At 70.2% G+C, this 13,083-nt stretch carries 9 protein-coding genes; 6 read left to right on the forward strand and 3 right to left on the reverse strand.

What is annotated here, in order from left to right; genetic code table 11:
* Positions 1-2,734: 2,734 nt before the first annotated feature.
* Positions 2,735-3,841, reverse strand: coding sequence for a citrate synthase 2 (locus tag KME78_RS40515; RefSeq protein WP_219534801.1), 1,107 nt, complete (start codon positions 3,839-3,841; stop codon positions 2,735-2,737).
* A gap of 176 nt (positions 3,842-4,017) precedes the next feature.
* Here KME78_RS40515 and pdxH point away from each other — a divergent pair, with 176 nt between their 5' ends.
* The 5 genes from pdxH to KME78_RS40540 all read left to right on the forward strand — a co-directional run bounded on the left by pdxH (position 4,018) and on the right by KME78_RS40540 (position 9,955).
* Complete coding sequence (pdxH, locus tag KME78_RS40520) at positions 4,018-4,671, forward strand: pyridoxamine 5'-phosphate oxidase (RefSeq protein ID WP_219534802.1); 654 nt, start codon at positions 4,018-4,020, stop codon at positions 4,669-4,671.
* 10 nt (positions 4,672-4,681) lie between these two features.
* Entirely contained in the window at positions 4,682-5,917 is a 1,236-nt protein-coding gene (locus KME78_RS40525) for an MFS transporter (protein ID WP_308127313.1), read from the forward strand.
* A gap of 196 nt (positions 5,918-6,113) precedes the next feature.
* Positions 6,114-6,818, forward strand: a complete 705-nt coding sequence (locus KME78_RS40530; RefSeq protein ID WP_219534803.1) for an iron-dependent transcriptional repressor DtxR — start codon at positions 6,114-6,116, stop codon at positions 6,816-6,818.
* A 123-nt stretch (positions 6,819-6,941) separates the two neighbouring features.
* Entirely contained in the window at positions 6,942-9,161 is a 2,220-nt protein-coding gene (locus tag KME78_RS40535) for an ATP-binding SpoIIE family protein phosphatase (RefSeq protein ID WP_219534804.1), read from the forward strand.
* Positions 9,162-9,178: 17 nt separating this feature from the next.
* Complete coding sequence (locus KME78_RS40540) at positions 9,179-9,955, forward strand: alpha/beta fold hydrolase (protein ID WP_219534805.1); 777 nt, start codon at positions 9,179-9,181, stop codon at positions 9,953-9,955.
* Here the strand turns inward: KME78_RS40540 and KME78_RS40545 are convergent.
* The gene (locus KME78_RS40545) at positions 9,952-10,320 is read right to left on the reverse strand and encodes a winged helix DNA-binding protein (protein WP_219534806.1); all 369 of its coding nucleotides are present in this window, start codon (positions 10,318-10,320) and stop codon (positions 9,952-9,954) included. The two genes, KME78_RS40540 and KME78_RS40545, sit on opposite strands and share 4 nt — an antisense overlap.
* 20 nt (positions 10,321-10,340) lie before the next feature.
* Between KME78_RS40545 and KME78_RS40550 the strand changes: the two genes are divergently transcribed.
* Positions 10,341-10,769 (forward strand): MarR family winged helix-turn-helix transcriptional regulator, encoded by a 429-nt coding sequence (locus KME78_RS40550; RefSeq protein ID WP_219534807.1) that lies wholly within the window; start codon positions 10,341-10,343, stop codon positions 10,767-10,769.
* On the opposite strand, the gene KME78_RS40555 is transcribed toward KME78_RS40550, so the two are convergent.
* The gene (locus KME78_RS40555; RefSeq protein WP_219534808.1) at positions 10,766-13,033 is read right to left on the reverse strand and encodes a transposase; all 2,268 of its coding nucleotides are present in this window, start codon (positions 13,031-13,033) and stop codon (positions 10,766-10,768) included. The two genes, KME78_RS40550 and KME78_RS40555, sit on opposite strands and share 4 nt — an antisense overlap.
* Between the last annotated feature and the right edge of the window lie 50 nt (positions 13,034-13,083).

Here is a 13,083-nt window from a genome sequence, read left to right on the forward strand (position 1 = left end):
GATCAGTCGTTGGACCAACAGCACAGATGAGCACCGGCTGGAGGAGCGTCCGGATGGCCGATCTGCGGAGTGTCGTCGAGGGTTTGATTCGCCGGCCGGCGTTCTGGCGGGCCGATCCGCCGTTGCCCACGGTGTACGTGACGGGTCCCGAGGCGCTCACCGCGGCCCTGACGCTCGCCAAGCCGTTCGTGGGCTGCGTGCCCTACGCCCATGTCAAGGAGGGCGCGCACAAGTCGATCCAGACGCTGGTGGAGGAGCTGGCGGGGGAGCAGCAAGGCGAGCTGGGCAACCCGGTGAGCGGGTCGCTGCTGCCGCCGCCGCGCTTCCCGCTCGCGCAGTTCGTGCTGTGGGCGAGGAAGCAGCGCTATCTGCCGTCGCCGGGCGGTGATCCCAAAGATCCCGGGAGCTGGCTGCCCGCTCCGCGCACGCACGAGGGATACCGGATGTTCAAGAAACGGCTCAAGGAGTGGCGGCGGAGCAACCGCGACACCGATCGGGGGCGCAGGACGTCCGCCGACTTCCTGGCGCGCGCCGTGACAACCTGGGTGCCGGTCGGCACGCTGGCCGTCTGGTGGTTCAACGGCCCCGCCGACCTCGTCGGTCTCCTTCCGTGGGCGCTCGGTCTGTTGGTGGCCGCGCTCGGCACCGCCGGCCAGGCCTTCTTCTCGATCAGGGGCACGTTGTTCACCGGCTGGTTCCGCAAGCAGCCGTACATACCGCGGGATCGGTTCGATCCGCTCGCCAAGTACGCGCTCCTCCTGGCCAACGCCGAAGGCGCGGATGACGACGCGGATATCGAGCGTGATGACACGGATATAGAGCGGTTATTGGTGCACGCGCTGATGCGCGATCTGCGCGAGGCGTACAAGAAGTGGATCATCCCGTGGCCGAGCTGGGGCAGGGGGCAGTACGCCCTGCTGGTGATCGAGGTCGTCAATCCCGCCGGGGTCAACGCGAGGTTCCTGCGGCTCGTGGAGGAGACCACCCGGAAGACCGGGTTGCTGCCTCCGATGGTCGTGCTGGCGGCCGTGCCTTCCGTCCCGCCCGTACCGCCGACCGAGTCCAAGGGGCTGGGCGAGCTCGCCGAGGCCGTCGGGCGGTGGCGGCCGGTGGCCCGGTCGCGCGTCCCGGACCTGCGGATCCACGTCCATGCCACGGACGTGCCCGCCGCCGGGGAATACCAGCCCGTGCTGCCGCGCAGGAAGCGGGCCCTGGGCTACTGGACGGCCATCGGGCTGCTGCTGGTTTTCCCGTTCGCCTTGGTGTTCTGGGTGCAGCGGGACAGCACCGCCCACTGCGGCGGCCTGGAGTGGGCGGAGCGGATCGGCCCCGAATGCGTCGGCGTCGTGAACGCCACCGGCGACACGCCGGACGGCCTGCTCGCGGATGACGCGAAGGAGCTGGTCAAGAAGATCGACGCGAACAACGCCTACGCCATCGGCTCGGGACGGTATGTCAGCGTGGTCGTCTTCGGCGAGTTCTCGATCACGAAGACAGAGGCGAACGACACCCGGCTCTCGTCCGCCGTGTCCGAGCTGGAAGCAGTGGAGGAGCAGCAGCGGACCGCCAGCACCACGCCCCGGCTCCGCGTGCTGATCGCCAACGCCGGCGACAACTTCCGCCACGGCCGCCGGGCGGCGCAGCTCATCACCGCGCTCGCCGGGCAGGACCAGCACGTGATGGGCGTGATCGGCCTGCCGCGCAGCGTGGAGGGCGTCAGCCAGGCGATCGAGGAGCTGCATCTGGCGAAGATCCCGATGGTGTCGAGCACGGCGACGGCGGACCGGCTCGGCTACGTCGGCGACTCCGCCGACGGCAAGGACCCCGGCCAGCCGTCCCCTTACTACTTCCAGGTGGGGCCGACCAACTTCCGTGAGGCGACGCTGGGCGCGCGGTTCGCCCGCCGCATGCTCCTCCCGCACGTGGACAAGCCGGTCGCGGCCATCGTCCGGGACGAATCGACCACTGACCAGTACACGAAGAACCTGGCCGACGATTTCGTGACAGCGCTGAAGGACCAGGGCATCACGGTCAAGGAGCCGAAGGACTACACCGTCGACTCGGGCGGCGTCCAGGAAGCCGCTGTGGGGGCCTGCGGCCTCAAGCCGGACGTCTTCCTCTATGCCGGGCGGGCCGCGGAGTTTCTCGCCTTCCTCACCTCGCTTGAGGGCAGCGGCTGCAAGGACGCGAAGGTGATCGCGGGCGACGACGTCGTCAGGGCGATGACCGACCACGGCGGTGAGATCGGTCACATGAAGCGGATGGAGGTCTACTACCTGGCGCTGGCGCACCGGTCGGTGTGGAAGCAGAGCCCCGCCAGGCAGACCGCGTTCGTCAGCAGCCTGCTCGTGGGCGCGCACGCGAAGTCCTCCGAAGACAGTCTCATCCTCACCTTCGACGCGGCCAACGTGCTCTACCAGGCCGCCAGTACGGCCTACCGGGCCGGAGCACAGGAGGGCGGCGGCCTGCCCAGCCGGGGCGACATCCTGTACCGGCTCACCCGAAGGGTCTGGAGCGGATCCAGCGGGAAGATCGACTTTGGCACCGCCGATCTGCACACTCCCGTCGACAAGGCCCTCTCGATCATGAAGGTGGACGTGGACCAGGCAGGTCACCCGAAGCCGGTCGTCCGCTGTGGCTCTCTGGACGTCGGCGAGGCGCCCCCGAAGAACGCCGTGTGCGCCGCCCTGCCCGACACCGTCGACTCGCAGCCGTACAGATCAGGATCGAGGCGTCAGATGGTGCCGACGACCTCGGAGGCGCCGGGCACGTCGCTGAGCGGACGCGACGCCGGGCCGATGTACTTGGCACTCGGGCGGACCAGCCGGCCCGTGCGCTTCTGCTCCAGGATGTGCGCGGCCCAGCCGGCCGTACGGGCGCAGGTGAACATCGAGGTGAACATGTGCGAGGGCACCTCGGCGAAGTCCAGCACCACGGCCGCCCAGTACTCCACGTTCGTGGCGAGCACCCGGTCGGGCTTGCGCGCGTGCAACTCCTCCAGCGCGGCCTGCTCCAGAGCGGCGGCGACCTCGTAACGAGGCGCGTTGAGCTCCTTCGCGGTACGGCGCAGCACCCGTGCGCGGGGGTCCTCGGCACGGTAGACGCGATGGCCGAAGCCCATCAGCCTGCTGCCCTTGTCCAGCTCGCTCTGCACGTACTTCTTGGCGTCGCCCAGGTGCTCGACGCCTTCGATCATGTGCAGCACCCGGGCCGGGGCACCGCCGTGCAGCGGGCCGGACATGGCGCCGACGGCACCGGAGAGCGCGGCGGCCACGTCGGCGCCGGTGGAGGCGATGACCCTGGCGGTGAACGTGGAGGCGTTCATGCCGTGCTCGGCGGCCGAGGTCCAGTAAGCGTCGATGGCCTTGACGTGGTTGGGGTCGGGCTCGCCACGCCAGCGGACCATGAACCGCTCGACGATGGTCTTGGCCTCGTCGACGCGGCTCTGCGGCACCATCGGCAGGCCGAGGCCGCGCGCCGACTGCGCCACGAAGGAGAGAGCCATCACGGAGGCACGCGCGAGCTGGTCGCGGGCCTCCTCGTCACTGATGTCGAGCAGCGCCTTGAAGCCGTAGGCCGGGGCCAGCATGGCCAGCGCGCTCTGTACGTCTACGCGGATGTCACCGGAGTGGACAGGAATGGGGTACGGCTCCGCCGGGGGCAGGCCCGGCTGGAACTTGTTGTCGACCAGCAGGCCCCAGACGTGCCCGAAGGGGACACGGCCGACCAGCTCCTCGATGTCGACACCCCGATAGCGAAGGGCGCCCCCTTCTTTGTCCGGTTCCGCGATCTCGGTCTCGAAAGCTACAACGCCCTCGAGGCCGGGTTTGAAGTCGGACATTCTCGGCCGCCTCCCTTTCTTGCCATGTTCCGGCAATGCCTTGATGTCGAGATACCGGCGGGTCAATTTAACCCCCTACCCGCCCGTGGTCGGTCTCCGGACCCGCCGGAACGTGAAAGCCGCTGGTAGGGAGTGTTGTGTGGGATCTGCCACCAAGCGCGCAAGAATACCGTCTCGTGGATGGAACCTCGCGCCCGCCCGCGCTGGCGGGGCTTCGCCGTACGTATGAGGGCGAGCCGCTGCTCGAAGCCGATCTCGCCCCCGATCCGATCACGCAATTCGCCGTCTGGTTCCAGGAGGCGCTCGCCGCCGGCCTGCCGGAACCGAACGCCATGGTGCTGGCCACCGCCTCGGCCGGCGGCCGGCCGAGTGCCAGGACCGTCCTGCTGAAGGGCTACGACGAGCACGGATTCGTCTTCTACACCAACTACGAGTCGCGCAAGGGCCGCGACCTGGCCGAGAACGCCCGCGCGTCGCTGCTGTTCCCCTGGCACCCGATCCGCCGCCAGGTACGCGTCGAGGGCACGGTGGTGCGGCTCTCGAACGAGGAGTCGGCCGACTACTTCAACTCCAGGCCGTACGGCTCGCGGATCGGGGCCTGGGCCTCGCGCCAGTCCGCGGTCGTGCGGTCCAGGGAGGAGCTGGACGCCCGCTACGAGGAGCTCGCCGCCCGGTGGCCGGAGGATCCGCCCGTGCCCGAGTTCTGGGGCGGGTACCGGGTCAGCCCGCTGGAGGTGGAGTTCTGGCAGGGGCAGCTTGACAGGATGCATGACAGGCTCCGCTACCGGCGAACCCGCCCCGGGTGGGTCTTGGAGAGACTTGCCCCTTAATGTGCTTTAAGTGGCAATCGGGGAGCTGGTCAAGCGTCATCTCATAGACATACGGCCGCTTGGCGTTCCCACCTACCGGCGGCTCTGGTCCGGTCAGGCCATCGCCAACATCGGCATCGGCGTGACCGTCGTCGCGGTCAGCAAGCAGGTCTGGGACCTCACCCAGTCCTCCTTCTGGGTCGGCCTGCTGGGTCTGGCCAACCTGATCCCGCTCCTGGTGTTCGGGCTGTGGGGCGGGGCGTTCGCCGACGCGGTCGACCGGCGCCGGCTGCTGATCACCAGCTCGCTCATCTCCTGGGGCGCGACGCTCTTCATCCTGGCGCAGGCCCTCCTGGGGCTGGGCAACGTCTACCTGCTGCTGCTCGCCTCGGCGGTGAGCGCAACCGGGTTCGCCATGACCTCACCCGCCCGCGGCGCGATCATCCCCAGGATCCTGCCCGCCGAGCTGGTGCCCGCCGCCAACGCGCTGAACTCGCTGGTCTTCGGGTTCGGCGCGATCGTCGGGCCGATGATCGCGGGCGTGCTGCTGGCCTGGCAGGGCTACCCGCTGGCGTACGCGGTCGACGCCGTCCTGTTCACGGCCAGCCTGTACGCGGCGATCCGGCTGCCCGAACTGCTCCCCATGGGGGAGATCCAGCGGCCCGGCTGGCGGTCGGTGATCGACGGGCTGCGTTACATCGCGACCGGGCCGGTCCTGCTGATGTCGTTCGTCGTGGACATCATCGCGATGGTGTTCGCCCTGCCGCGGGCGCTGATCCCGCAGGCCGTGGCCGAGCGCTTCGACGGCTCCCCGATCGCGCTCGGCTGGCTGTCGGCCGGCATGGCCATCGGCGCGGTGCTCGGCGCGCTCGGCTCCGGCTGGCTGGGCCGGGTACGCCGCCAGGGGGTGGCTCTGACGGTCACAATCGCCCTCTGGGGCCTCAGCGTGGCCGCGGCCGGGTTAGCCCAGCAGCTGTGGCTCATGGTCGTTCTGATGGCCGTCGGCGGCGTCGCCGACATGGTCTCGTCGGTCTGGCGGCAGTCGATTCTGCAGTTGCACGCTCCCGACGAGATGCGCGGGCGGATGCAGGGGGCCTTCATGGTGGTCGTGGCGGGTGGTCCGCGCCTGGGCGACCTGCGGGCCGGCCTCACCGCCGTGTGGTTCGGGATGACCTGGGCGTGGGTGGGCGGCGGCCTGGCGTGCGCCATCGCGGTCCTGGTCGTCGGCCTGTCGGTGCCCAGCTTCCGGAACTACCGGGCCGGTTAGCCGTCCGCCACCGGACCGGTCGGCCGTACGAGTGGGCGCGCCCCCCGGCGGTCGGGAAGGAACTGGGTCGCACCGGTGTTGTCGTCCTTCGCCATCGTCGGTCGTTCTCCCCATAGGGTTCCGTGTGACTTCTGTGCCCGTCACGGACGGGTCCAGTCCCTGCCCTGACCGGCGTAGCATTCAGATGGGAGGAGCCTTGACCGCACACGGCCTGATCGACACCACGGAGATGTACCTCCGCACGATCTTCGAGCTCGAGGAGGAGGGCATCGTCCCGTTGCGCGCGCGCATCGCGGAGCGGCTTCAGCAGAGCGGCCCCACCGTGAGCCAGACAGTGGCCCGGATGGAGCGCGACGGCCTGGTCCGCGTCGAGGGTGATCGCCACCTGTCGATGACCGAGCTCGGCCGCACCCTGGCCACGCGCGTCATGCGCAAGCACCGCCTGGCGGAGTGCCTGTTGACCGAGGTCATCGGCCTGCCCTGGGAAGAGGTGCACATCGAGGCGTGCCGCTGGGAGCACGTGATGTCCGAGTCCGTGGAGACCCGCCTGGTGACGCTGCTCGACAACCCGACTGTCTGCCCGCACGGCAATCCGATCCCGGGTCTGGGCGAGCTCGGGGCCAGAGAGCCCATAGAAGGCGGCCCAGACCTCTTGACATCCATGTCCGACCTCGCCGGGCCCAGAGATCTCCCCGTAGTCGTGCGGCGAATTAGCGAACAAGTGCAAAGCGATCCTGCTGTGATGCTTAAACTCAAGCAAGTTGGGATACAACCCGGACGCGAGGTGACGCTCGCGGCGAGCGACGACGGTGTGCGGGTGACAGGTGACGGTGACGCGAACGACACTCTCGCGGAGCTTCCGCGTGACGTTGCCGCGCATGTTTTCGTCTCCAGACGCTGACTCGTCCGCTACTCCTTGGTTGAATCCCTATTGGGAGGCCCTCCACTCCCCGCCGGTCAACACTGTTGCAGGAGTGCCCGTGGTTCGCTTTGCGCACATGCCCTCCCTAGGAGTGGTCTCCGGATGAAGCGTTGGGGGGATCTGTCGCACGACGAGGCTGATCAGCTGGCGGCCGAATCCGTACTTGATCATGCGGAGATGGCGGTCGTCGTGACCGACCGTTTCAGCAATCTCCTGTATTGGAATCCGTTCGCCGAGAAGCTCTTCGGGCGCCCTTCGAAGTCGTCACGTGACACCTCGATGCTGTCGCTCGGCATCATGGAGAAGGACCACCCGCTCGCCATCGAGCTGACCAAGCACGTACTCAAGGGCGGCGTGTGGGAGGGCACCTTCGACGTGCGGCGGGGTGACGGCACGATCGTCTATGTGCGTGCCCAGGCCGTGCCGCTGCGCCATCCCTCCGGGTCGGTGACCGGCATCGTCGTCACCGCCCGCGAGGCGCTGCGCAGCAACGAGCGGGAGAAGGACCGCTTCGGCCTGCTGGAGCGCATCGGCGAGCGGCTGGCCGGCTCGCTGTACGTCGAGGAGACGCTCAAGCGGGTGGCCGAGATGCTCGTCCCGCAGTTCGCCGACCACTGCTTCATCGAGTTGATGGAGGGCGACCGGCTGGTCCGCCGGGTCTCGCAGCACGTCCAGGGGTGGAGCCCGCCGCCCGGCACCTGGAAGCCGATCGGCGCGGAGATCCGCTACCCGGCCAGCCACTACGCCGACACCGCGCTGCGCCGCCAGGAGACCCTCCTCGTCGAGGACTTCGCCACCAGCAACTTCCCCTCGCCGAGCGAGGGCAGCGCCAAGCTGTGCGGCGAGGTCGGCATGACCTCCGCCATCGTCGCCCCCCTGTGCGTACGCGGTGAGACGCTCGGCCTGATGTACCTGGGCCTGTCCAACCTCACCGACCGCCGCAGCCCCCACTACGACGCGTTCGACCGCGACTTCGTCGGCGCCATCGCCACCCGGGTCGCGCTCGCGATCGACAACGCGCTGCTGTTCGAGGAGGAGCGGCACACCGCCGAGTCGTTCCAGAAGCACCTGCTGCCGCGGGCACTGCCCCAGCTCGACGGCCTGGAGATCGCGGTGCGCTACTACCCGGCGGCGCCGCTCGCCTCCCACGGCCAGGGCATCCAGACCCAGGTCGGTGGCGACTGGTACGACGTGATCCCGCTGTCGGCCGGGCGCGTCGGCATCGTCATCGGCGACGTGGAGGGCCGGGGCGCCAAGGCCGCGGCCATCATGGGCCAGCTCAGGGCGGCACTGCGGGCCTTCGCCCAGGACGACAAGTCACCGGCCGACATCCTGGCCAGGCTCGACGAGTGGACCCGCATCATCGCCGATCCGGAGAAGGACGACAGCGGCGCCGACATCAGCGTGCCGCCGATCGTGACCTGCCAATACCTCGTCTACGACGCCTGGTCGCGGCAGCTCTCCTTCGCCAACGCCGGGCACGCGCCGCCGCTGCTGCTGGTCGACGGCCAGTGCGTCGAGCTCGACATCGAGGAGGTCGGCCAGCCGCTGGGCGTACGCGCCAAGGGCCTGCACGCCGACCTCGTCTACAAGGAGGAGACCCGCACGCTGCCGCCCGGCGCGGCGCTGCTCCTCTACACCGACGGCCTGGTCGACCGCCGCCCCGGCCGCGACGGCCGGATGCCGACCGACGCCGAGACGCTGGGCGTGCTCTGCGAGAAGCTGGCGAAGATGGCCGACGCCGAGGTGGAGCGGGTGGCCGACGCGGCCACCGTCGCGGTGCCCGGCGAGATCGACGACGACATGGCGATCCTGGTGGTCCGGTCGAGCCAGTCGGACCTCGACGTCGAGGAGCGCACGTTCCCGGCGCAGCCGATCATGGTCGGCGAGGCGCGCCGGATGGCCTCCGAGGCGTTCGGCGGCTGGAACGTCCCCGAGGAGCGCGCCGAGCTGGCCTGCCTGCTCGTCTCCGAGGTCGTCACCAACGTGGTGCTCCACGCGGCCCACGGAAGCGTGCCCCGCAGAGAGCTGGTCGTCGAGGGGCCGCCGCTGCCGTTCGAGGAGTCCTGGGACGTGCCCGGCTTCGAGGACGAGGTGGTGAGCGACAAGGAGTTCACGCTGCGGCTGCGCAGAGGCGAGGAGTCGGTCTGGGTCGAGGTGTTCGACCAGGACCTGCGCCTGCCGCGGATCCGGAGCGCGGGCGAGAACGACGAGGGCGGACGCGGCCTTTACCTGGTCGACCAGCTCGCCAGGCGCTGGGGGTCACGACCCACCAGGGAAGGCAAAGCCGTCTGGTTCGAGATTCCCACCCGTAGCCGCTGAGTGGTTGACTCGAGGCCATGGAGCTGGCCTATGAGCGTCGCGGCACCGGCGCGTCGCTGATCCTCATTCACGGCATCGGCCACCACTGGCAGGCGTGGCTGCCGGTCATGGACCGTCTCGCCGTCTCGCGTACCGTCATCGCCATCGACCTGCCCGGTTTCGGGGTCTCGCCTGGCCTGCCCGACGCCATTCCGTACACCGCGGAGTCGCTCGCCGACGCGGTCGAGTCGTTCTGCGCGCTGCTCGGCGTGCGCGATCCGCACGTCGCGGGCAACTCGCTCGGCGGTTACATCGCGCTGGAGCTGGCCTCGCGCGGCGTGGTCACGACGGCCACCGCGCTGTCGCCCGCGGGTTTCTGGACGCGCCCCGAGCTGCTGTACTGCCAGGCGGTGCTGCGCGCGCTGCGGGCCACGGCCAGGGCGCTGCCGCCGGAGCAGGCCGTCCGGCTCGCCGAGCACCCACTTGGCCGGGCCCTGTCGGCCGGGCTCCTGGTCGCCCATCCAGCCCGGATGTCGCCGACGGCGCTGATCGCCGCCACCCAGGCGCTGGGCTCCTCGTCCGGCTTCGAGGAGACGCTGGCGGCGTTCTCCGGCGTGATGCCGCCCGCGCCGCCCAAGTCGCCCATCACGATCGCCTGGGGCGAGCACGACCGGCTCCTACCGCGCCGCCAGGCCGTACGCGCCGCCAGGTGGTCGGGGCAGCGGGTCAAACTGCTCAAGGGCTGCGGTCACGTGCCGATGAGCGACGATCCGGGGCTGGTGGCCCGGGTGCTGCTGGAAGGCAGCGGGGGTTAGGCGGCTTCGAGGTTGGCGGCCATCTGGTTGAGCACGGCGAGAGTGGTCTGGAAGTCCTCGGTGCTCACCCCTTGGGTGGCCAGGCGCCTGTAGCCCAGCACGCGGCCCATGACCGCCGCGTGGACCGCCTTGCCCTCTTCTGTGAGGGCGGTGCCGATGATCCATCCCTTGGCGGTCAGCTCGCCCATGGCGTCGCCGGTGCCGTCGAACGCCTTCAGCGCCTCATCAGGGTCATCGCCCTCGGCCACGGCGTTGAGCGCCTGCCACTCGCGGCGCGAGAGCTTGTGGTCGTGCAGTGCCTGGCCCATCGTCTCCTCAAGGAGCGAGTGGACATGTACCAGTAAGTAGCCGATTCTTCGTTCCATGCATGTATAATAGCAACTATATGTACTTTGACAAGGATATTGCAGCGGTCGAGCGCGCGATGGTCGCCATCAGGCGCAGGCAGAGCAGGCGCGCGCTGGCGCGGCTGCAGGGCGCGCCGGGGCCGGAGTTCGAGGTGCTCGACGTGATCGAGGCCGCGAGCCCGCCCGTCACCGTCTCCACCGTCGCCGACGCGCTCTCGGTCGACCAGCCGAGGGCGAGCAGGCTGGTGGCGGCGGCCGTCGCGGCCGGCCTGGTCAGGCGTGCGGCGGACCAGGCCGACGGGCGCAGGGCGCTGCTCGTGCTGACCTACGAGGGCCGGACGGCGCTGGAGCAGGCGCATCACGGCAGGCAGACGGCGTTCGCCGAGGCCATGACGGGATGGTCGGACGCGGAGCGCGCGGAGTTCGCGCGGCTCCTCACCCGCTTCGTCGAGGGGCTCCCCGGCTAAGAGCTATCCCGTAAGTGGGGATAGTCCGGGTTGCGGGTACGTCTGTCCGGCGTGGTCCCCGGTCCGGGAGGCTCATCCGGGGTCGGCGTCCCGTACTCTCCGGCACTTCGCCGCGCAGGGGCCACCGGGGTGGTGGCTGCCGCGTGGTCCGTTCCCGCCGGTGGGGCGGGCGGGGGACACGATGCGGTTGACGCGGACAGGACTTCTTGCAGCCCTGGGATGGTGTAGGTCTCGATGAGCTGGGCGGCCCGGGTGTAGTCGACCCGGGCGGTGGCGGGGTCGCTGGGATCGGTGAGGGTGACGCAGGAGGCCAGCGCGGCTGAGACCAGGTCCCGGGGCGCGCTCAGCCCGCACTGGTCGCAGTGGTGCATCCGGACCGACAGGGTTTTGGTTACCAGGGACCCGCACAGGCAGTGCTGGGACATCGCGGTGGGGGTGGTGGCGGCGCGCAGGACGGCGCCGCCGCACGCGGTGGCCTCACGGGCCAGGGCTGCGGTGAGCATGCCGGGGGTGAACCGGGCCACCGCGGCACCCCACAGGCGGGTCCAAGTGCGGAGGTCGCAGTCCTCGATGACCAGGTTCGCCCCATGGGTTTCGACGATCTGGGCTGCGGCGCGGCGGGCCCGGTCCTGGCGGGCTTCGGTGAAACCGCGGGCGGCCTGGGCGTGCCGGGCCCGGATCTGGTGATAGCCGCGCGACAGGGTGTCGCTCCGGTAGGCGTTCTTCGCTACCCCAGCCTTGGTGGCGACCCGAGGGCCTTTGGGCAGGTTGACCTGCCGGGCGGGCAGCCCTTTGCCGGCGCGGCGTTCGGCCCGAGCCTGCTGCCGGGCCGAAGGGTGGTAGCGGCCGGGGTTGGTGGCCCGGCGGGACCGTTCCAGCGCCCGGGCCCGCCCTTTGGCTTTGCGTCGTTCCCGTGCCAGGCGGGCGGTTTCCTGCTCGCTGAGAGTGAGCAGGGTCGCCGCGACCTGCCCGCCACCAACGTCCGTCCGACCGCCCGTCCCGCTGTCCGTCCCAGCGTCCCCACTGGTGTCCGCGCCGGTTGCGGTGTCCGGCCTGCCCGGTGGCGGGGAGCCGGGCGGCGGTGTAGGCAGGTGGGCGGGCGCGGAGACGACGGCGAGGTTGGAGACGTTGCCGTCGACCCCGGCCCGCCGCTCCAACTGCGCTGCGCGGGTGCGGCGGGCGCGGGTGGCCGCCGACGCGTACCCGGCGTCCAGGATCAGCAGATGCGCCTCATAGGTCCACCCGCCCGGAGCCGAGGCCTTCCGCCGCCGCACCAGATCGATCTTGTGCCACAGATGCGGCCGGTCCAGGAAATGCGCCACATACGGCCAACGGCCTGATCCTTGCGGCAGCCGGACCGGCAGCACCAGATCCGGGGCGCCCGCGCTGGTGTAAACGACCGACAGGGGGCCGGTGTGATCCCACCACGAGATCCGCCGCCCCGACGACGCGGAACCGGACGGGCCGGCAGGGGCGGGCAGACGGCGGGGCTGGGCCAGCACCGCCGAACCCGCCCCCATCGCCAGCGCATCGGCGACGGTGAACTCCGACGCCCTACCCACCAGATCGGCTGCCGAGGCCGCCGCCGCGACCACTGTGGTCTGCCCGCTGGTCCGCGTGGTCATGGCAGGAGAGCCGTAGGCGGCCAGATGCCCGGCCAGGGTCCCGGCCAGCCGGAACGTCTCCCACTTGCGCTCCCTGGTGTGTGAACGGGCCCTGCCCGGGATCCGGGTGAACCCCCACCACGATCCCACCCGTGGCCGCCCGGCCCGTTTCCCGGCCGCGTCCGCAAACAGGTGCCGGTCCACCCCCGCCCACACCTCATCGGCCAGATGCATGCCCAGCGCCTTGGACAGATGATGCGTCAAATGCCCGGAGGACTCCAGATGGGCGTAGGCGGCACGCTCCAGCCCCGCACGGGTCAGCCCGAGCTCGGACCGCCAGGCCTTCGCCTCCGCCGCCCGTCGATGCGAACCCGCCCAATAGGCCTCCACCCGAGCCCGCGCATCGTGTTGCAGCGCTCGCTTCAGCGACCAGGCCGCGCAGAACAGTCTCTCCACCCGGGCCCGGACCGCCGCATCCGACACCTCCACCGGCAGCCGGATCACCGAAACCGGAGCCCCCTCAGCCCGCCGCCACGCCGGTCGCTTGTTCTTCCCCCGAAACCGCCGCCCGCCAGCACCACCACCGCCACCCTTGACATCGGGAGAAACCAGGACATCGGCCGCACCGGCTGTCCCGCTGTTCTCCCTGGTCACGGCCATGACACCACCATGCCCGAACCCACCGACAATTCTCGAACGATGCTCTCCGC

The sequence above is a fragment of the Nonomuraea guangzhouensis genome (assembly GCF_019396345.1).
Lineage (GTDB): Bacteria > Actinomycetota > Actinomycetes > Streptosporangiales > Streptosporangiaceae > Nonomuraea > Nonomuraea guangzhouensis.